This window comes from Streptomyces sp. NPDC048197 (genome assembly GCF_043202395.1).
GTDB lineage: Bacteria > Actinomycetota > Actinomycetes > Streptomycetales > Streptomycetaceae > Streptomyces > Streptomyces siderophoricus.
Genome location: NZ_JBIDAJ010000009.1, coordinates 31,838 through 51,461, shown reverse-complemented (window position 1 = coordinate 51,461; position 19,624 = coordinate 31,838). Strand labels below are relative to the sequence as shown.

Sequence of the window (19,624 nt, the reverse complement as noted above, 5' to 3'; positions counted from 1 at the left end):
GGGCAGGCGGCCGGGCTAGCTGTCGCGCTCACCGGGCGGGGGCGGGTCGAAGGCGAGGTCCAGGGCGGCCACACACCGGTCGTACTTGGTGCACAGCTCCTCCTCACTCTCCCCTCCGGTGAAGATGTGGGCCACTTCGAAGCTGTAGCTGTCCTGCTCCGCCAGGTCCGACAGCCGCTGCCCCTCCGTGGGCCGCAGGTCGATCCGCACGCCCGGGATCTCCCCTTCGATGCGGGCGAGGTCCTCCGCGGTGGGCACCTGGCGGACGATGCCGTCGGTGAACGTGCGGTAGTACCACTTGGCAGCCGTGCGGAAGCGGCCGGCGCCCTTGGGCAGGGCAGGGTCCCGGCCGAGGGCGAGGCTCACCATGCAGTGGTGGTTGGGCACCCCGTCGACGTCCTCGAAGAGCTCGGCGTGCGACTGGGAGTGCCGCGGGTTGACCTCCAGCACGTTGATGTCCCCGGTCCGCGGGTCGTAGAAGTACTCGATGCTGAAGGTGGCGGCGTCCATGCCGATCTGCCGGATCAGGCGCTCCGAGACGTCGTGCAGCCGCCGGATGACGGGCTCGGGGAGCGTGGAGGGGTACTGGTGGCGCAGGAAGGACGGCTTACCGGGGTAATTGATGGAATCCAGCACGCCGTAAACGGTGACCTCGCCTTCGTGGACATAGCCCTCGACGGCGACCTGGAGCCCGGAGAGCCGTTCCTCGGCCAGACACACCTCGGCACCGACCTCCGCCATTTCCGGCGGCAGTGACACCCGGTCGAGGATGTCGGCGAACGGCCGGCCCACCCGCCCGATTCCCGCGCGGATCTCGTCCACCGCGGCACGGAATTCCTTCTGATCGCCCACCCCGAAAGCCAGCTCCGAGGAATACGCGAGCGCCGGCTTGAGCCACATCGGGAACCGGACGCCGTCCGGCGGCCGCGGATCGTCCGCGGCCAGGTCCACCCGGCCGAAGCGCGGATGTTCCTCGATGGCCTTCTGCTGTTCCAGCCGGCACCAGTACTTGTGCTCACACTTGACGATCGATTCAAGGCTCGTGCAACGGGTGCCGTAACGCTCGCCGAGGATCGGGACGAAGGTGCTCACCGGGAAATCCCAGAAGCCCACGATGGCGTCGATGCGGCCCTCGAAGGAATCCAGCTGCCGCTGCGCCTTTTCCAGCAGCTCGGGTACGGACACCTCGCCGACCTGGAGTTCCTCCAGCGTCAGCAGCCGGTGGAACCGGTAGTCGTGGGCTCCGGGCAGCGTGCGCAGAAGCGGGAGATTACCGTCGTCCAGGCCGATCACGAAGATGTTCCGCATCACGCCGCCTTGCTCCTCGGGCCGGTGGTCGGGTTGTCCCGTGTACCCCCACCCGGCCGGAAGACACGGCGTTCCGCGTGTTGTACCCGCTGCCCCGCGGGGACCCGGCGCGGCGGGGGCGGATTAACCCGACCGGCGGAGCCCGGCTCGCCGCCGCGGGCCCTGCCCAGGACGCTGATCGAGGAGCCCGACGACTTCGGACCAAGCTTTGAGGAGCCCCATGAACACGGCACTTTCGCGGAATTGGCAACGCGCGGTGGTGACCGGTGGCGCGGGTTTCGTCGGGTCCCATCTCTGCACCGAATTGCTGGCGCGGGGCACCGCCGTCATATGCATCGACGATTTCAGCACCGGACGGCCGGAGAACATATCCGCGGTGCGCGACCACCCCGCTTTCACGGTCGTCGAGGCGAATGTCACCGAGCCGGTCCACCTCGACGCGGAGCCCGATCTGGTGCTGCACTTCGCGTCCCCGGCGTCGCCCGCCGACTACCTCAAACTCCCGCTGCACACCCTGGAGACCGGCAGCCTGGGCACCCGCAACATGCTCGCCCTGGCCCGGGCGAACGGCGCCCGCTTCCTGCTGGCGTCCACCTCCGAGGTCTACGGCGACCCGCAGCAGCACCCGCAGAGCGAGGACTACTGGGGGAACGTCAACCCCGTCGGCCCCCGCAGCGTCTACGACGAGGCCAAGCGCTTCGGTGAGGCCCTCACCACCGCGGAGGCCGGGGCGCACGGCACCGACACCGGCATCGTCCGGCTCTTCAACACCTACGGCCCCCGCATGCGCGGCCACGACGGACGCGCGGTGCCCACCTTCATCCGCCAGGCCCTGGCCGGCGATCCGCTCACGGTCACCGGCGACGGCTGCCAGACCCGCTCGCTGTGCTACGTCGACGACACCGTGCGCGGCATCCTCGCGGCCGCCGGGTCCGACCTGCGCGGCCCGGTGAACCTGGGCAACCCGGCGGAGATCAGCATGCTCGAACTCGCCCGGCTCGTCATCGAGTTGACCGGCTCCCGGTCCTCCGTCCGGTTCATCGACCGGCCGACCGACGACCCGGCGGTGCGCTGCCCGGACATCACCATGGCCCGCGGCAAGCTCCAGTGGGAACCCCGGGTGCCACCACGGGACGGCCTGGCCCGCACCATCGCGTGGTTCCGGGAGCGGCAGACGCCCTGATCCCGCGAGTCCCGGAGACCCCACCGCCGCCCCCGGACGAAGGAAAGGCCCGCGAACCGTGATGCGCATCCTTGGAATCAACGCACTCTTCCACGACCCCGCCGCCGCACTCGTCATCGACGGCATCACGGTGGCCGCGGCGGAGGAGGAGAGGTTCTCCCGGCGCAAGCACGGCAAACGGCCGGTGCCGTTCTCCGCGTGGGAACTGCCCGAGCAGGCCGCCCGCTGGTGCCTCGACTACGCCGGCCTGCGCCCCCAGGACATCGACGCGGTCGCCTACTCCTTCGACCCCCGACTGGCCCGGCCCGCCGCCCAGATGGGCCTGCACGACCCCTGGGACCACCTGCGCCTGACCTACGCCCGCGAGGCACCCGGTTTCCTCGCCCAGGCGCTGCCCGGCCTCGACCCGGACGCGGTGCGGTTCGTGCCGCACCACATGGCGCACGCCGCGTCCGGCGCCTTCGCCGCACCGGACGCCGACACCTCCTCCGTCCTGGTCCTCGACGGCCGCGGCGAGGCCACCTCCCACCTGGCCGCCCACCGCGTCCAGGGCAAACTGGAGCCGCTGTACGGTCAGGAACTGCCGCATTCGCTCGGCCTGGTCTACGAGGAACTGACCGAGCACCTCGGATTCCTGCGCTCCTCCGACGAGTTCAAGGTCATGGCCCTCGCCTCGTACGGCAGGCCCCGGATGCTGGCCGAACTCCGCCGCCACATCCACCCGACCGGCGACGGCGGCTTCCACGCCACCGGCGTGCCCTGGCACGAACTGTGCGCCCCGCGCCGCCCGGACGAGCCCTGGCACCAGGACCACGCCGACCTCGCCGCCAGTGCCCAGACCTGCCTGGAGGAGACCCTGCTGGACCTGGTGCGCTGGCTGCACGGCCGGACCCACGACGACGTGCTGACCCTCGCCGGCGGCGTCGCCCTCAACTGCGTCGCCAATGCGCGGATCGCCCGCGAGGGCCCGTTCGGCCGGGTCTGGGTCCAGCCCGCGGCCGGCGACGCGGGCACCGCGCTCGGCTCCGCCCTGCTGATCGGCGCCGACGCGGGCGAGGAACCGCTGCCCATGCCCGGCGCCGCCCTCGGCCGTGACTGGACCGACGCCGAACTCGAAACCTGGCTCCGGGCCGCCGCCGTCCCCTACGAACGCCCCGCCGACATCGCCCGGACCGTCGCCGAGGCCCTCGCGGACAACGCGGTCGTCGCGTGGTTCCAGGGCCGCGCCGAATACGGACCGCGGGCCCTCGGACACCGTTCCCTGCTGGCCCACCCCGGCCACTTCGCCAACCTGGAGCGGCTCAACGACGTCAAGGGCCGCGAGCAGTTCCGGCCGGTCGCCCCCATGGTGCTCGCCGACCGCGCGGCGGACATCTTCGACGGCCAACTCCCCAGCCCCTACATGCTGTTCGTCCACGACGTGGCCCCCGAGTGGCGGGACCGCATCCCCGCCGTGGTCCACGTGGACGGCACCGCCCGGATCCAGACCGTCGACCCGGCCGCCGAACCGCTCGTGGCCCGGATGCTGACCGAGTTCGAACGGCTCACCGGCCTGCCCGTCGTCGTCAACACCAGCCTCAACACGGCCGGCCGGCCGATGGTCGACGACCCCCGCGACGCCCTGGAGTGCCTCGGCTCCACCCCCGTCGACCTGCTGGCCATCGGCCCGTTCGCGGTCCGCCGCCGGAACCTCTTCGCCGCCGGGCAGCACGCCGCGCACGAAGCGGACGATCCCCGATGACCGCCCCGTCCGCCCCGGGTGACCGGTCCACCGACTACACCGTCGTGATCCCCACGCTCGGCCGGCCCAGCCTGACCGCCTGTCTGGCCGCGCTCGCCGCCGCCGACGGCCCCCTGCCACGCCGGGTGATCCTCGTCGACGACCGCCCCCTCGACGACTGCACACCGCTGCCCGCCGACATCCCCCGGGCGCTGCGCGACCGCACCGTGACCGTGCCCGGCTGCGCCCGCGGCCCGGCCGCCGCCCGCAACACCGGCTGGCGGGCGGCCGGCGGAACCCCCTGGATCGTCTTCCTCGACGACGACGTGCTGCCCGGCCCCGCCTGGGCGAGGGAACTGGCCGCCGACCTCGCGGCCGCCACCCCGCGCACCGCCGGCGTCTCGGCCCGGATCGACGTGCCGCTGCCGTCCGGACGCGAACCCACCGACTGGGAACGCAACACCGCGGGACTGGCCACCTCCCGCTGGATCACCGCCGACATGGCCTACCGCCGGGCCGCCCTGGAATGCGTCGGGGGCTTCGACGAACGCTTCCGGCGCGCCTTCCGGGAGGACGCGGACCTGGCCCTGCGGGTGCTGACGACCGGCTGGACGCTGGCCGAGGGCCGCCGCCGCACCACCCACCCCGTCCGCCCCGCCGACCGCTGGGTCTCGGTACGGCTCCAGGCCGGCAACGCCGACGACGTCCTGATGACCCGCCGGCACGGCCGCGGCTGGTGGCGCCGCGCCCAGGCCCCGCGCGGCCGGCTCCCCGGACACCTCGCGGTGACCGCGGCGGCCGCCGGCGCGCTGCTGTGCGGCGCGGCCGGCAAACGGGGCGCCGCGGCGGCGCTGGCCGCCCTGTGGCTCGCCGGGACCGCCGAGTTCGCCTGGGCCAGGATCGCACCCGGACCGCGTACCCGGGAGGAGACCCGGACCATGGCGCTGACCAGCGTCCTGATCCCGCCCGCCGCCACCGCGCACTGGCTGCGCGGGCTGCTCCGCCACCGCCGCATCGCTCCGGTGGACCCCTGGGGCGGCGCACACCCCGCACCCGACGTCCGGCCCCGGCCGGCCCCGGAACGGGTATGACCGTGGCCGCCCCGGAGCGGACCGGCGGTCCCTGGCTCTACGCCGGGGGACCGTACCCCGCCGCGCCCGCACCGGTGCGGCCCGCCGCGGTGCTCTTCGACCGGGACGGGACGCTGGTCGCCGACGTGCCCTACAACGGCGACCCGGCACGGGTCGCACCGATGCCCGGCGCCCGGGCCGCACTGGACGCACTGCGCGACCGCGGCATACCGGTGGGCGTGGTCAGCAACCAGTCCGGGGTGGCCCGCGGTCTGCTCACCCGGGGCCAGGTCGAGGCCGTGCAGCGCCGGGTGGAAGAACTGCTGGGGCCGTTCGCCGTCTGGGCGGTGTGCCCGCACGGGCCCGCGGACGGCTGCGGCTGCCGCAAACCGGCACCCGGCCTGGTGCTCGCCGCCTGCCGCCGGCTCGGCGTCGCACCCGAGGACACCGCCGTCGTCGGGGACATCGGCGCCGACCTGGGCGCGGCCCGCGCCGCCGGTGCCCGCGGCGTGCTCGTGCCCACCCCCGTCACCCGCCCCGAGGAGATCGCCGCCGCGCCCTGCCGGGCGGCCGATCTCCCGGACGCCGTACGGCAGTTGCTGGGCCGGCCGAGCAGTGCGGAGCCGGTGCGATGAGCGCCGCGCCGCGCACCCTCGTCGTCCGGCTGGACAGCGCCGGCGACGTGCTGCTCGCCGGGCCCGCCGTACGGGCCGTGGCGGCCGGCTCGTCGCACACCGCGCTGCTCTGCGGCCCCGCCGGCGAGCGCGCCGCGCACCTGCTGCCCGGAGTCGACGAGGTGCTGGTCCACGACGCGCCGTGGGTCGGCCTGCGGCCCCCGCCGGTCAGCCGGGCCACCACCGACGCGCTGGTCGACGCCCTGGCCGCGGGCCGGTTCGACCGGGCGCTGATCCTCGTCTCGTACCACCAGAGCCCGCTGCCGGCCGCGCTGCTGCTCAAGATGGCCGGCGGCATCTGGACCGCCGCGGACAGCCCGGACTACCCGGGCGCGCTGCTGGACCTCCGGCACCGGCGGGCGCCGCACCGCCACGAGGCCGCAGCCGCGCTGGACCTCGCCGAGGCCGCCGGCTACGCCCTGCCGCCCGGCGACCGGGGAGCCCTGGAGATCCTGCCGCCGCCCGCCACCACACGGCTCACCGGCCGCGACCCCTACCTGGTGCTGCATCCCGGTGCGGCGGTGCCCGCCCGGGCCTGGAGCGCCGACCGGGCCGCCCGCGCCGCGGCCGCACTGACGGCGGCCGGCCACCGCGTCGTCGTCACCGGCGGGCCCGACGAACGCCGGCTGACCGCCGCCGTGGCCGGCGACCACGCACTCGACCTCGGCGGCCGCACCGACCTGCACCAGCTCGCCGGCGTCCTCGCCGGGGCCCGGGCCGCGGTCGTCGGCAACACCGGCCCGGCACACCTGGCCGCCGCGGTGGGCACCCCCGTCGTCTCCCTCTTCGCCCCGGTGGTCCCCGCCGAACGGTGGGCTCCCTACGGCGTCCCGCACGTCCTGCTCGGCGACCAGCAGGCGCCCTGCGCGGACAGCCGCGCCCGGAGCTGCCCGGTGCCCGGACACCCCTGCCTCGACGGGGTCACGGACGCCGAACTGCTGGCCGCGCTGGCCCGGGTGACGGCGGGCCGGGGCGCGGCGGTGCCGGCCGCACCGGGCCACGCGGACGGCCGGGCCCCGGGGGCCGGCGCGCCACGGACACCGACCGACGACGAGCGAGGGGCGACCGTATGAACATCCTGCTGTGGCATGTGCACGGCTCCTGGACCACCGCGTTCGTCCAGGGCCCGCACACGTACCTGGTGCCGGTCACCCCCGACCGCGGACCCGACGGGCGGGGCCGGGCCCGTACCTTCCCCTGGCCCGGATCGGTGCAGGAGAAGACCCCGGCCCAGCTCCGGGAGACCCCCGTCGACCTGGTCGTCCTGCAGCGGCCGCACGAGGCGGAACTCGCCGCGTCCTGGCTCGGCGGCCGCCGCCCCGGCCGTGACCTGCCCGCCGTCTACCTGGAGCACAACGCCCCCGACGGCGCCGTACCGCACACCCGGCACCCGTACGCCGACCGTGACGACCTGGTGCTGGTGCACGTCACCCACTTCAACCGGCTGTTCTGGGACAGCGGCCGGACCCGCACCGCCGTGATCGAGCACGGCATCGTCGACCCCGGCCACCGCTACACCGGCCGGCTGCCGCGCGCCGCCGTCGTCGTCAACGAGCCGGTCCGCCGCGGGCGTACGGTCGGCACCGACCTGCTGCCGGCACTGGCCGCGGCCGCCCCGCTCGACGTCTTCGGCATGCGCACCGAGGGACTCGCCGGCCACCTCGGCCTCTCCCCGGACGCCTGCCGCACGGTCGAACTCCCGCAGGCGGAGCTGCACACCGCGATGGCCGAGCGGCGGGTGTACGTGCACCCGGTCCGCTGGACCTCGCTCGGCCTGTCCCTGCTGGAGGCCATGCACCTGGGAATGCCGGTGGTGGCGCTGGCGACGACCGAGGCCGTCGAGGCGGTACCCCCCGGCGCCGGCACGCTCTCCAACCGTCCCGAGATCCTCGCCCGCGCCGTCCGCACCTACCTGGCCGAACCGGAGGCCGCCGCCGAGGACGGCGCCCGGGCCCGGCAGGCCGCACTCGGCCGGTACGGGCTCAAGCGCTTTCTCCACGACTGGGAAAGCCTGATCACGGAGGTACTCGCATGACCGCCCGCGGCACCGTCCCCCACCTGTCCATCGCACTGGTCTCCGAGCACGCCAGCCCGCTCGCGGTCCTCGGCGGTGTGGACGCCGGCGGCCAGAACGTCCACGTGGCACGGCTGGCCGGTGCGCTCGCCGACCGCGGCCACCGGGTCACCGTGTACACCCGCCGGGACGCACCCGAGGCACCCGAGCAGGTCGGACTGCGGCCGGGGGTGACCGTCCGGCACATCGCCGCGGGTCCGCCGTGCCACCTGCCCAAGGACGAACTCCTGCCGTTCATCCCGGAGTTCGGCCGGCTGCTGACCGAGGACTGGGTCCTGGGGCCGCCGGACGTCGTGCACTCGCACTTCTGGATGTCCGGACTCGCCGCCCTACAGGCCACCCGGAAACTGGACCTGCCGCTGGCCCACACCTACCACGCGCTGGGCACCGTCAAGCGGCGCCACCAGAAGGACAGCGACACCAGCCCGGCCGGCCGCATCCCCTCCGAGGCCGAGGTCGGCGACCGCTGCGACCAGGTGATCGCCACCTGCCGCGACGAGGTCACCGAACTGATGCGGATGGGCATCCCGTCCCGCAAGGTCAGCGTGGTGCCGTGCGGGGTGGACGCCACCGCGTTCAGCCCGCACGGGCCGGTCGCCGACCGCGGCCCGGTACGCCATCTGCTGCTGCAACTCGGCAGACTGGTGCCCCGCAAGGGAGCCGCGCTGTCCGTCTCCGCGCTGCCCCGGCTGCCCGACGCCCACCTCGTCATCGCCGGCGGGCCGCCCGCCGCCGAGCTCGACCAGGATCCCGAGGTGCGGCGGCTGCGGGCGCTCGCCCGGGCGGCCGGGGTGGCCGACCGGGTCCGCTTCATCGGCGGGGTGCCGTGCGAGGACGTCCCGCCGCTGCTGCGCGCCGCCGACGTGGTGCTGTGCCCGGCGGACTACGAACCGTTCGGGATCGTGCCCCTGGAGGCCATGGCCTGTGGCACCCCGGTGGTCGCCACCGCGGTCGGCGGCCAGCTGGACACCGTCGTCGACACCGTCTCGGGACGGCTGGTCCCGCCCCGCGACCCGGGCGCCCTCGCCCGGGCCGTCGGCGAACTCCTCGCCGATCCCGAACACCGGGCCGCCTGCGGTGCCGCGGGCCGCCGCCGGGTCCTGGCCCGCTACGGCTGGGACACCGTCGCGGCGGCCACCGAGACCGTCTACCGCGGGCTGCTCGCGCACCGGCCGACCGTGCCGGAGGCCGTCTGACGAACCGTCAACCAACCGGGACGACGCTTTCCGGCCCCGGCCGACCCGGCCGGCCCCCGACCGCGGACCTTTGAAGGAGGTGCGGGCCCCGACCGCCGCCGGTTTCACGCACGGAGCGGCCCGATCGACATGAGCCATCCCCTTGAGAGCGCACACCAGCACTGCCAGTCCCTCCAGGAGGCGCTGGGCCATCTGCGCCGGCACAGTCTGCACCAGCTCGCGCAGTGGGCCTCCCACCTCAGCGCCGTACTGCCGCTGGGCGGCCGGCTGCTCGCGGCGGGCAACGGCGGCAGCGCGGCCCAGGCCCAGCACCTGACGGCCGAACTGGTCGGCCGCTACCAGCAGGAACGTCCCGCCTACTCCGCCGTCGCACTGCACGCGGAGACCTCCAGCGTCACCGCGATCGGCAACGACTACGGCTTCGACCAGGTCTTCGCCCGGCAGGTCGCGGCCCACGGCCGGCCCGGCGACATCCTCGTGCTGCTGTCCACCTCGGGCCGCAGCGGCAATCTGCTCGCCGCCGCCGACACCGCCCGCAAGGCCGGCCTGCGGGTGTGGGCGCTGACCGGTCCGCGGCCCAACCCGCTGGCCGACGCGGCCGACGAAGCGCTGTGCATCGAATCGGCCAGCACCGCCACCGTCCAGGAGGCGCATCTGATCGCGCTGCACATCCTCTGCGAGAACTTCGACGCGGTCGGCCCCGAGGCCGCCGCCGCGCTGTCCGCGGAGGAGCCCGGCATCAGCCCGGAGGGCGCGGTATGAGCTCCGGTCAGCCACTGCTCGTCGTCGGCGACGTCCTGCTGGACCGGGACCTGGCGGGCGACGCCACCCGGCTGGCACCGGACGCGCCCGCCCCGGTCGTGGAGGTGGCCGACGACCGCAGCCGGCCGGGCGGGGCCGGGCTGGCCGCCGCGCTCGCCGCCCGGGCCGGCCGCGAGGTGACCCTGGTGACGGCCCTGGGCGACGACCCGGCGAGCGAGCAGGTCCGCCGCCAACTCCGCCCGGTGCTGCGGCTGGTGGAGCTTCCGCTGACCGGCACGCTGCCCGAGAAGACCCGGATACTGGCCGGCGGCCGGCCCCTGGTGCGCTTCGACCGCGGGGGCGGCACCCCCGGCGAGGCCGGCCCCGACGTGGCCGCCGCGCTCGACGCGGCGCGGGCCGTCCTGGTCGCCGACTACGGCCGTGGCACCGCCCGGGCGGTCGCCGGGCGGCTCGCCGACGCCGCGCGCCGCGGGCCGCTGGTGTGGGACCCGCACCCCAGGGGCGGCCGGCCGGTCCCCGGTGCGCGGCTGGTGACCCCCAACGCGGCCGAGGCCCGGACGCTGACCGGCGACGACGCCCGGTCGCTGCACGCCGACGCGGCGCGCGGCAGCCGGCTGGCCGCCCACTGGCGCGCGGCCGCCGTCGCGGTGACGCTCGGCGCCCGCGGTGCGCTGCTGGCCAGGGCCGGCGGCGACTCCCCGATGCTGGTGCCCGCCCCGTACCGGGCCACCGGCGATTCCTGCGGGGCCGGCGACTGCTTCGCCGCCACCGCGGCCGCCGCGCTCGCCGACGGTGCGCTGCCCGAGGAAGCCGTGCAGCTCGCCGTCACCGAAGCCACCTCCTTCGTCGCCGCCGGCGGCGCCGGCAGCCCGGCGCTGTGGGACGGCCCGCCGCCCGCGGACCACACCCCGCCGCGGGACGCCGATCCGTTCGCGCTGGCCCGCTCGGTACGGGCCCGCGGCGGCACCGTCATCGCCACCGGCGGCTGCTTCGACCTGCTGCACGCCGGGCACGTCGGGCTCCTGGAGAGCGCCCGGCGGATCGGCGACTGCCTCATCGTCTGCCTCAACTCCGACGCGTCGGTCGCCCGGCTCAAGGGGCCGGGCCGCCCGCTCACCCGCCTCGACGACCGGATGCGGGTGCTGACCGGACTGGGCTGCGTGGACGCGGTCGCGGTCTTCGACGAGGACTCCCCGGTGAACCTGCTGCGCCGGCTGCGTCCGGACGTCTGGGTCAAGGGCGGCGACTACACCGTCGACACCCTGCCCGAGGCCGCCACCGTCCAGGAATGGGGCGGCCAGGCGCTGGTCCTGCCCTATCTGGACGGCCGCTCCACCACCGCGCTGGCGCGGCGCGCCGCCCGCTCCGCCACCGGCCGGCCGAGGGCCCGCTCGTGACGCCGCGGACCACCTCCCGGGTCGGCGTCGTGGTCATCACCCGCAACCGGTGGCACAGCCTGGCCCGCACCCTCGACCGGCTGGCCGGCCTCCCCGAGCGGCCAACGGTCGTCGTCGTGGACAACGGCTCCTCCGACGGCACCCCGGAGGCGGTGCGCACCCACCACCCCGCCGTGCACGTCCTCACCGCGGGCCGCAACCTCGGTGCGGTCGGCCGCACTTACGGAGCCGCGGCCCTGAACACGCCCTACGTGGCCTTCAGCGACGACGACTCATGGTGGGAACCGGGCGCGCTGGCCCGCGCCGCCGACCTCTTCGACCACCACCCCCGGCTCGGCCTCGCCGCGGCCAGCACCCTGACCGGACCGGCCGGTGCCCGCGACCCGCTCAACGCCGCCCTCGCCGCCTCCCCCCTGGGCCGGGAACCCGACCTCCCCGGCCCCTCCGTGCTCGGCTTCCTGGCGTGCGCCTCGGTGGTGCGCCGGACGGCCTTCCTGGCGGTGGGCGGCTTCCACCCCGTACTGCACTTCGGCGGTGAGGAATCCCTGCTCGCCATGGACCTGGAGGCCGGCGGGTGGGGCGTCGCCTACTGCCCCGAGCTGATCGCCCGTCACCAGCCCGACGGCCCGGACGGCATCCCCCGGCCGGGCCGCACCGTACGGGTACGGCGCAACGCGGTGCTCGCCGCCTGGCTGCGCCGCCCGTACCGCCATGCGCTCACCCATACCGTACGGCTGGCGCTGGACAGCCTCGACGATCCGGACGCCCGGCGCGCGCTGTCCGAGACGGCCCGCCGGCTGCCGGCCGCACTGGCGCGCCGCCGCCGGCTGCCGCCGCGGGTCGAACGCCGCCTGCAGGTCCTCGAAGCCCGCCCGTGACGCGGCCACCCGGCCGAGGGAGCCCGCCGTGACCGATCCCCGCACCACCGTCATCGTCATCACCCACAACCGCAGGCGCGACCTGGTGCACACCCTCGACCGGCTGGCCGAACTCCCCGAGCGGCCACCGGTCGTCATCGTCGACAACCACTCGACGGACGGCACCGTCCCCGCCGTGCGCCGCCACCCCCTCCCGGCCCGGCTGATCGCCCTCGACCGCAACCTCGGCGCGGTCGGCCGCAATCTGGCCGCACGCACCGCCACCACGCCCTACCTTGCGTTCTGCGACGACGACTCCTGGTGGCAGCCCGGTTCGCTGGCCGGTGCGGCCGACCTGCTGGACGCCCACCGGAACCTGGGCGCCGTGACCGCCCGCATCCTGGCTCATCCGCACCCGGACGGCCCGGCCCCCACGGACACTCCGCGGGAGCCGCACGAGGACCCCATCGTCCGCGAGCTCCGGCAGTCGCCGCTGCCCGCCCCGAAGTGGCTGCCCGGCCCGGCGCTGGGCTCGTTCCTCGCCGCCGCGACCGTCCTGCGCACCGACGCCTTCCGCGCCGCGGGCGGCTTCTCGCCGCGGCTGGTGCTCGGCGGTGAGGAGGAGCTGCTCGCCGCCGATCTCGCGGTGGCCGGCTGGTGGCTGACGTACGCCGACCACCTGACGGCCCATCACCGCGCCTCGCCGCACCGGGACCCCGCCCTCCGCCGCCGGCAGGGCATCCGCAACACCCTCTGGTTCACCTGGCTGCGCCGCCCGCTGCCCGGCGCGGTGCGCCGCACGGCCTCCCTGGCCGCGGCCGTCCCGCGCGACGCCGTGTCGCTGGCCGCCTTCGCCGAGGCCGCCGCCGGGCTGCCCTGGGTGGTGCGGGAACGGCGCCGGCTGCCCCCGGAGATCGAACGGCGGATGCGCCTGCTGGAGGCACCGCAGCGGGCGTCCTCGGCCCGGTCCTACCGCGGCTGACCCGCGCCGGGCCGCTCCGTTGCCGCCCCGGCGGCCCCGCGCAGCCGGTCGACCAGCCCGCCCAGCGGTTCCCCGGCCGGCCGGTGCTCCGGGTACGTGGCGGCCCGGGCCCGGCCGACGGGGGACAGGCACCAGGCGAGCAGCCGGTCGAGCTCCGCCGGGCGGACCTCCTCGGGGCGCAGCACCGCCGGCCAGCCGAGCGCCGTCGCCTGGGCGCTGACCTTCGCGCCGCCCTCGACCGGGTCCACGGCCAGCACCGGCGTCCCGGCGCGCAGGGCGAGCACCAGCCCGTGCAGCCGGGTCGTCACCACCGCGTCCAGCCGGGCGAGCACCGCATGCACCTCCTGCGGGGTGGCCGGAAGGCGCCAGTCGCGGGTGTCCAGCCGGGTGTCCATCGGGAGCCGGGCCACCCGGGCGGTGCCCAGCCACCCGGTGAGCGCGTCGGACACCTGGTGATGCCGCCGGCGGTCGCCGTATTCGTGCTGGCCGCCGGTGAGCACCACCCCCACCAGCGGCAGGGCCCCCGACGCCGCCGCGGACAGGCTGAGGTCCACCGTGGCGGCGGGCCGCCCGGGGGTGTCACGGGGGAGCACCTCGTCGAACCGGCGCACCGCCGGGTCGGCCGGGTCCACGACCGACACCCCGACCGCGATCCGGCGGCACCGGGCGAACCGGTCGTGCAGTGCCGTGAGCGGGCTCTCCGCGCCGTCCGGGGACCGCCGGGAGTGCACCGGTCCGCAGACGAACAGCAGATGGGTGTAGCGGGCCGGGTCGGCGTCCGCCAGGTGGAGCGCGTCCGGCCGGAACACCGGGGACCACGCGGTGTCGTACGGGACACCGGCCCCGTGCAGCGCCCGCTGCACGGCCTCGGCGGCGAGCGCGTCGCCGGCCGTCACCTCGCCGTGCAGGAAGCTGAACCAGCCGGTGACCAGGGCGCGCAGCGGGCCGGTCATCGCGCCGGGGCCATGACGGAGGGCGGCCGGCCGGGAAGCGGCAGCGCCTCGACCGCGGCGAGCACCTCCTCGACGGTGATCCGCAGCAGCCGGTCGTCCGGCCGGTCGCCGTGCGCATCGCCGGGGCGCGGCCGGTCGTCGGGGTCCGGATGCCACAGCACGCGGTGCCGGCCCGTGCCCGGCGGGCCCCACAACCGGGGGGCGACCGGACCGAACAGCACCACCGACGGCGTGCCCAGCGCGCTCGCCAGATGCGCCAGCCCGGTGTCGCCGACGAGCACCGCGCGGGCCCGTCCGACCAGCGCCGCGAGCTCGGCGAACGGCAGGTCCGCGGCCCCGCCCAGCACCGCCGCCCGCGGCAGCCGGGCCTGTTCCGCGACCTGCCGGGCGAGCGGCCCCTCGCCCTTGCCCGCGGTGATCACGACCCGGTGCCCGGCGCGGTGCAGGGCCGCGGCCACCGCCGCGAACCGTTCGGCCGGCCAGCACCGGGCCGCCGCGTCCGCGCCGGGATGTACCACCACGGCCCCGGGGGCCGGCGAGGCGAGTGCCGGGGCGGCGATGCCCAGGTCGGCCGGATCGGCCGGCAGCCCGTACCAGGTGAGCAGCCGGCACCAGCGGTCCCGCTCGTGCTCGTCCTCCCGCCAGTCCGGGCCGGCGAGCTCCGGGGTGGCCGGATGGGCGTACGCGAAGAGCCGCTGGGGCCGCAGCGCCCGCAGGAGTCCGTGGCTGGCCGGGCCGTTGCCGTGCAGGTCCACCGCGAGGTCGGGGGGCGGGCCGGGCCAGTCGAGGGCCCGCGGGACCTCCCGGCCGGGCGCCGCCGTGGGCAGCAGCCGGTCGACCACGCCGGTCGCCGCGGCCGCCCCCGCGAGCCGCCGGGGCGCCGCCAGGACGAGGGTGTGGTCCGGACGGGCGGTGCGCAGCGCGCGCAGCGCGGGGACCGCGGTCAGCAGATCGCCCAGTCCGAGCGCCCGGAGCACCAGGATCCGCGGGCCGGGATCGTGACCGTCGGGCGGCGGGCAGGAGCGCGGACGGGCCGAGGGCATGGGACGCCTCCTTCGCGGACACCGGGCGGGCTCCCTCCAATGTGGGGGCGCGGCCGCGGCCCCGCGACTTGTCGCCGGTCACCGGCGCGGACCGGACCCCGCCGGGCAAGCGGCCGCAACGGTCCGCGACGACCGCCGCGGACGGTGACGCGGCCCACTTCCGACGGCCTCAGGGCAGGCGACTGAGACCTGGCCCACAGACCGCGAACCGCCCTGTGAGCAACCACACTTACGCCCGCCCCGGCCGTCATCTCCCGTGCCGGACAAGGGAGATGACACCGGCTGGGGCCGGCCGCCGGCCGTGCGCGGCCCCGCGGGCCCCGCGCCCGCTTCCGGGCGTCCCGGCCGATCTGTGAAGATGTGACATCGCTGGCCCGCAAGGCTTCGTCACGGACGGCCCGGCCTGAGCCCAGCACCGACAGACCTCGGTACGGACGCCGCGCACGCAGTGGTGCCCCGCGCCCGCCGAACCGCTTCCCGAGCCTGACGGGCTCTTCACAAAGTCTCTGCCGCTGTGCCTTCTCCTGCTCTCGCCCCTGCCCGCATTCCGGCGCAGGCGCCCCCGCCCGAGTCCGCCACCGAATCCACGAGCGCCCGGCCGCACGGCCGCGCGCCCCGCACCGTGCGCTTCCCCGCACCCCGCCGTGCCCTCGGCGCCGCCAAGGGCCCGGCAGGGAGCCGGAAGGGCGACCACGCTCCGTGGCGCTCGCTGCGCTACCGCAGCATGCGCTGGTGGTCGTTCGCCAACCTGGTGTCCAACGCCGGCACCTGGATGCAGCTCACCGTGCAGAACCTCCTGGTCCTGCAGCTGACCGGCTCGGCGGCCGCCACCGGTCTCTCGCTCTCCGTCCAGGCGGGGCCCGGGCTGCTCATGGGCCTGGTCGGCGGCGCCGCCGTCGACCGCTGGCCCCGGAAGGTCACCGCCGCGGTCAGCCAGGCCGTCCTCGGTGTGATCGCCTTCACGACGGCCGCCCTGATCGCCTTCGACCAGCTCAACTACGGCATCCTGCTGGCCCTGGCCGGCGTCACCGGCCTGATCGCCACCGTCGACGGCCCGGCCTGCGCCCTGCTGGGCAACGATCTGGTCCCCACCGAGGACGTGCCGTCGGCCATCGCCGTCGGATCGCTGGTGCACAGCGTCGGACGGCTGGGCGGCACCGCCCTGGCCGGCCTCTCCGTGGGCGTCCTCGGTACCGGAGCCGCCTACGCCGCCAACGGCCTGTCGTTCCTCTTCGTCGCCGCGGTCATCCCCTTCCTGCGCCCGGTGAGCACGGCACTGCGCCGGCCCGCCGGGGAGCCGGACGGCGCGGCCGCCGCCCCCGCCGCACCGGCCGCGGAGCCGGAACCCGAAGCCGGCACCGGCGCCCGCGACGGGCTGGCCTTCTTCCTCCGCAGGCCGCGACTGGTGGCCCTGGCGGCCGTCACCGGCCTGAGCGCCATCTTCGGCCGCAACTACCAGCTGACCCTGGCCGTGCTGGTCACCGGCCCGCTCGGCGCCGGCGCGGCCGCCTTCGGCACGGTCTCCACCGTCCTCGCGGTCGGCGGCATCCTCGGCGCGGTGCTCGCCGCCCGCCTCCGCAAACCCACCGTCGCCCTGGTCGGCGCGCTGGCCGCGGCCGGAGCGCTGCTGCAGATCGTCGCGGGCTTCTCCCCGTCCCTGGTCGTCCTGCTCGTCCTGGTCCTGCCGATGTCCGTGGTCGAGTCGATCTCCGACACCGCCGGCACCACGGTCCTGCAGACCGACCCGCCGGCCCACATGCGCGGCCGGGTGCTGGGCGTCTGGCGCAGCGCCAGCACCGGCTGGGGCCTGGTCGGCCCGCCGCTGCTCGGCTTCCTCATGGAACTGGTCGGCGCCCGCGGCGCCCTGGTGGCCGGCGGCCTGATCATCACCGGTGCGGTCGCCGCCGGCGCCCTGCTGCAGTCCCGCCGGCGCGCCATGCCCGGGCCGGTCCCGGTCCCCTGCGCCACGGCCGCCTAGCCGTCAGGCGCCCCCGAGGTGGGGCTGCTCCTGCCGCTGCACCAGCAGACCGCCGAGCGCGGTGCGCCGGTGCAGCACCGCCCGCCCCGCGCGCACCGTGGTGATCAGCCCGGCCCCGCGCAGCGCAGCGGTGTGGGCCGAGGCGGTGGCGTTGCTGATGCCCAGCCGTCGGGCGAGGTCACCGGTGGTGTGCTCGCGGGCGAGCACCTGCAGCATCGCGGCCCGGGTCCGGCCCAGCACCCCGGCCAGCGCCTCCGTCCCGTCGTCCGCCCCGGGCGGCACCAGCGGCACCCCCGGGCCCGCCGGGTAGGTCACGTACAGCGGGCGCCCGGGCAGATCGGCCAGCAGCGGCGGGCCGGTCCAGTGGAAGGTGGGCTGCAGCACCACTCCGCGCCCGTTCAGCACGACGTCCCGTGAGAAGGGCGCCGGGCACTCCCAGACGTCCCCGGACAGCCGTGCCCCGGGGACCAGCCCGTCGAGCGCCGCGGCCACCCCGTGCTCGGCGACGGTCAGCGCATGCCGGGTGAACTCCGCCCGGTGCAGGTCCTGCACCAGGGACCAGACGGGCCGCAGCAGCGTCTCGAAGGCCGCGCGCTGGGCCCGGCCGAGCACCCGCCAGGCCTCCGCGTCCCCCTGGTGCAGCCCGCGGATCCACGGCGGGGGCGGCCCGGGCACCGTGGCGTACACCCGCTCCATCTCGGCGCGGACCAGCTCGGGGCGGGCCGACCGGACGGTGGCCAGGCCCTCCGGGAGGGAGTCGGCGAAGACGTCGAGGAACACCGGCGCCCGGTCCGCCGGGACCAGGTCCCCCAGCGGTTCCGCGGCGGCCGGCAGCGACCGCAGGACCCGGTGCCGCCACCGGCCGAACAGCACCCCGTCGTCGCGACGGCACATCATCATCAGCGCCGTGTTCAGCTCCAGCAGCGGCGCCGCCCGGGAGGCGAAGCGGACCCGGCCGACATCGGCGGCCGTGAAGTGCAGCCGGATCACACATTCCCCCTGGTGACGCCATCCTTTCGGCCAGGGCCTCAACCATGGCCGCGGCTCCCCGCCGCCCGCCAGCATGCGACTGCACGCCACGGCACGAGGCCACGGCGCAGGCGCCCGGGAAGGGGAGTCCATCGTGAGCGTACGCAACGGGGCAGGGGGCGGGGACGGCCGGCAGGCCGGGCCGGGCCGGCGGACGGTCGCCGCGACGGCCGCACTGGGCGCCGCCCTCCTGCTCACCGGCGGCTGCGGCACCGCCCGGACCCGCCCCGGGGAACGGCACCCGGGCCACCGGCCGGCCTTCGTACCGCGGCTGCCGGCGCCGACCGGCCCGCACCGGCTCGGGATCACCACGCTCTATCTGGTCGACCCCTCCCGGCACGACCCGTGGGACCGCCGTCTTACCCGCAGGGAACTCATGATCACGGTCCGCTATCCGGCCCGGACCGTCGCGGGCCACCCCGTAGCACCGCAGATGACCCCGGGCGCCGCGCAGGTCTTCGCGGGCCTCGACCCGCGCTTCCACCCCGGCCTGCCGACGTCCGGGGTCGACTGGGCCGCCACCCGGACCCATGCGCACACCGGTGCGCCCGCACAGCCCGTACGCCGCCCGGTGCTGCTCCACACCCCCGGTGGCGGCGACCCGCGCACGCTCGGTACCGGGCTCGCCGAGGAACTGGCCGGCCACGGCTGGGTGGTGGTGAGCATCGACCACCCCGGCGACGCCAGTGAGGTGGAGTTCCCGGTCACCACGCCGCAGCGCCCGGCCCCCGTCCGCACCACCGTCTTCCGCGGCGATCCCCGCACGGACCCGGACCTCTTCCGCACCATGATCGACACCAGGCTGGCCGACACCCGGTTCGTCCTCACGCAGCTGGCCGTACTGGCCGCCGGCCGGAACCCCGACGCGGCCGGCCGCCCGCTGCCCGACGGCCTCGGCCGCGCGCTGGACCTCCGGCGGGTGGGCATCTACGGCCACTCGGCCGGCGGCACCACCGCCGCCCAGGCCCTCCACGACGACCGCTGCCTGCGTGCCGCGGTCAACCTGGAGGGCCACCTCGACCACCCCTCCCGGCGGCCCGGCCGGGCCGGACCGCTGTTCCCGGTGGCCCGCGACGGCGTGGACCGGCCGCTGCTGCTCGTGGGCACCGACGGCTTCCCCGGCCGGAAGGAGCTGGACCGTTCCTGGTCCGCCCTGCTCGCCCACCCGCACGGCCGCACCCGCCGACGGGAGATCCGGCACACCGCGCACGCCGTCTTCACCGACTACGCCGCCTTCGCACCGCAGTTGCAGACCGCCGGCCTGATGACCGCACGGGACCGGAACGCGCTGGTCGGCGCGCTGGACCCGGCGCGGTCGATCCCCGCCGTGCGCGACCTGGTCCGCACGTTCTTCGCCCGGCACCTGCCGCCGCGCTGACCGGGGCGGCCGGACGGGTG

The 19,624-nt window shown here is 76.3% G+C and carries 17 protein-coding genes; 13 read left to right on the top strand and 4 right to left on the bottom strand.

Annotated features, from left to right (window positions below; genetic code table 11):
• Nucleotides 1-15 precede the first annotated feature (15 nt).
• Nucleotides 16-1,308 carry an acetyl-CoA carboxylase biotin carboxylase subunit family protein gene (locus ACGF4C_RS14800; protein WP_393566378.1) on the bottom strand — a complete coding sequence of 431 codons (1,293 nt, stop codon included), beginning with the start codon at nucleotides 1,306-1,308 and terminating at the stop codon, nucleotides 16-18.
• A gap of 220 nt (nucleotides 1,309-1,528) precedes the next feature.
• Between ACGF4C_RS14800 and ACGF4C_RS14795 the strand changes: the two genes are divergently transcribed.
• The 11 genes from ACGF4C_RS14795 to ACGF4C_RS14745 all read left to right on the top strand — a co-directional run bounded on the left by ACGF4C_RS14795 (nucleotide 1,529) and on the right by ACGF4C_RS14745 (nucleotide 13,223).
• Nucleotides 1,529-2,491 (top strand): UDP-glucuronic acid decarboxylase family protein, encoded by a 963-nt coding sequence (locus ACGF4C_RS14795; RefSeq protein WP_393566376.1) that lies wholly within the window; start codon nucleotides 1,529-1,531, stop codon nucleotides 2,489-2,491.
• Between the two features lie 61 nt (nucleotides 2,492-2,552).
• A complete protein-coding gene (locus ACGF4C_RS14790) occupies nucleotides 2,553-4,232 on the top strand; it encodes a carbamoyltransferase (protein ID WP_393566599.1) in 1,680 nt (559 codons plus the stop codon).
• Complete coding sequence (locus ACGF4C_RS14785; protein ID WP_393566374.1) at nucleotides 4,229-5,302, top strand: glycosyltransferase; 1,074 nt, start codon at nucleotides 4,229-4,231, stop codon at nucleotides 5,300-5,302. The genes ACGF4C_RS14790 and ACGF4C_RS14785 overlap by 4 nt, the downstream gene beginning before the upstream one ends.
• Nucleotides 5,299-5,916 (top strand): D-glycero-alpha-D-manno-heptose-1,7-bisphosphate 7-phosphatase, encoded by a 618-nt coding sequence (locus tag ACGF4C_RS14780; protein ID WP_393566373.1) that lies wholly within the window; start codon nucleotides 5,299-5,301, stop codon nucleotides 5,914-5,916. Before ACGF4C_RS14785 ends, ACGF4C_RS14780 begins: the two co-directional genes overlap by 4 nt.
• On the top strand, nucleotides 5,913-7,028 hold the full coding sequence (locus tag ACGF4C_RS14775; RefSeq protein WP_393566371.1) for a glycosyltransferase family 9 protein: 1,116 nt from the start codon (nucleotides 5,913-5,915) through the stop codon (nucleotides 7,026-7,028). The genes ACGF4C_RS14780 and ACGF4C_RS14775 overlap by 4 nt, the downstream gene beginning before the upstream one ends.
• Nucleotides 7,025-7,990 (top strand): glycosyltransferase, encoded by a 966-nt coding sequence (locus ACGF4C_RS14770; RefSeq protein ID WP_393566370.1) that lies wholly within the window; start codon nucleotides 7,025-7,027, stop codon nucleotides 7,988-7,990. Before ACGF4C_RS14775 ends, ACGF4C_RS14770 begins: the two co-directional genes overlap by 4 nt.
• A complete protein-coding gene (locus ACGF4C_RS14765; RefSeq protein WP_393566368.1) occupies nucleotides 7,987-9,225 on the top strand; it encodes a glycosyltransferase in 1,239 nt (412 codons plus the stop codon). Before ACGF4C_RS14770 ends, ACGF4C_RS14765 begins: the two co-directional genes overlap by 4 nt.
• A 129-nt stretch (nucleotides 9,226-9,354) precedes the next feature.
• Entirely contained in the window at nucleotides 9,355-9,987 is a 633-nt protein-coding gene (locus ACGF4C_RS14760) for an SIS domain-containing protein (protein ID WP_078866047.1), read from the top strand.
• Complete coding sequence (gene rfaE2 / locus ACGF4C_RS14755) at nucleotides 9,984-11,384, top strand: D-glycero-beta-D-manno-heptose 1-phosphate adenylyltransferase (protein WP_393566366.1); 1,401 nt, start codon at nucleotides 9,984-9,986, stop codon at nucleotides 11,382-11,384. Before ACGF4C_RS14760 ends, rfaE2 begins: the two co-directional genes overlap by 4 nt.
• Nucleotides 11,381-12,262, top strand: coding sequence for a glycosyltransferase family 2 protein (locus ACGF4C_RS14750; protein ID WP_393566365.1), 882 nt, complete (start codon nucleotides 11,381-11,383; stop codon nucleotides 12,260-12,262). Before rfaE2 ends, ACGF4C_RS14750 begins: the two co-directional genes overlap by 4 nt.
• Nucleotides 12,263-12,290: 28 nt before the next feature.
• The gene (locus ACGF4C_RS14745; protein WP_393566363.1) at nucleotides 12,291-13,223 is read left to right on the top strand and encodes a glycosyltransferase family 2 protein; all 933 of its coding nucleotides are present in this window, start codon (nucleotides 12,291-12,293) and stop codon (nucleotides 13,221-13,223) included.
• On the opposite strand, the gene ACGF4C_RS14740 is transcribed toward ACGF4C_RS14745, so the two are convergent.
• Nucleotides 13,211-14,176, bottom strand: a complete 966-nt coding sequence (locus tag ACGF4C_RS14740) for a polysaccharide pyruvyl transferase family protein (protein ID WP_393566362.1) — start codon at nucleotides 14,174-14,176, stop codon at nucleotides 13,211-13,213. The two genes, ACGF4C_RS14745 and ACGF4C_RS14740, sit on opposite strands and share 13 nt — an antisense overlap.
• Entirely contained in the window at nucleotides 14,173-15,219 is a 1,047-nt protein-coding gene (locus tag ACGF4C_RS14735) for a glycosyltransferase family 9 protein (RefSeq protein ID WP_393566361.1), read from the bottom strand. The genes ACGF4C_RS14740 and ACGF4C_RS14735 overlap by 4 nt, the downstream gene beginning before the upstream one ends.
• 724 nt (nucleotides 15,220-15,943) lie before the next feature.
• Here ACGF4C_RS14735 and ACGF4C_RS14730 point away from each other — a divergent pair.
• Nucleotides 15,944-17,197 (top strand): MFS transporter, encoded by a 1,254-nt coding sequence (locus tag ACGF4C_RS14730; RefSeq protein WP_393566598.1) that lies wholly within the window; start codon nucleotides 15,944-15,946, stop codon nucleotides 17,195-17,197.
• Between the two features lie 3 nt (nucleotides 17,198-17,200).
• Here the strand turns inward: ACGF4C_RS14730 and ACGF4C_RS14725 are convergent, their stop codons facing one another.
• Nucleotides 17,201-18,187: an ArsR/SmtB family transcription factor gene (locus ACGF4C_RS14725; protein ID WP_393566360.1), complete on the bottom strand. Its 987-nt coding sequence runs from the start codon at nucleotides 18,185-18,187 to the stop codon at nucleotides 17,201-17,203.
• A 133-nt stretch (nucleotides 18,188-18,320) separates the two neighbouring features.
• Between ACGF4C_RS14725 and ACGF4C_RS14720 the strand changes: the two genes are divergently transcribed.
• Nucleotides 18,321-19,604, top strand: a complete 1,284-nt coding sequence (locus ACGF4C_RS14720; RefSeq protein ID WP_393566359.1) for an alpha/beta hydrolase — start codon at nucleotides 18,321-18,323, stop codon at nucleotides 19,602-19,604.
• Nucleotides 19,605-19,624: the final 20 nt, after the last annotated feature.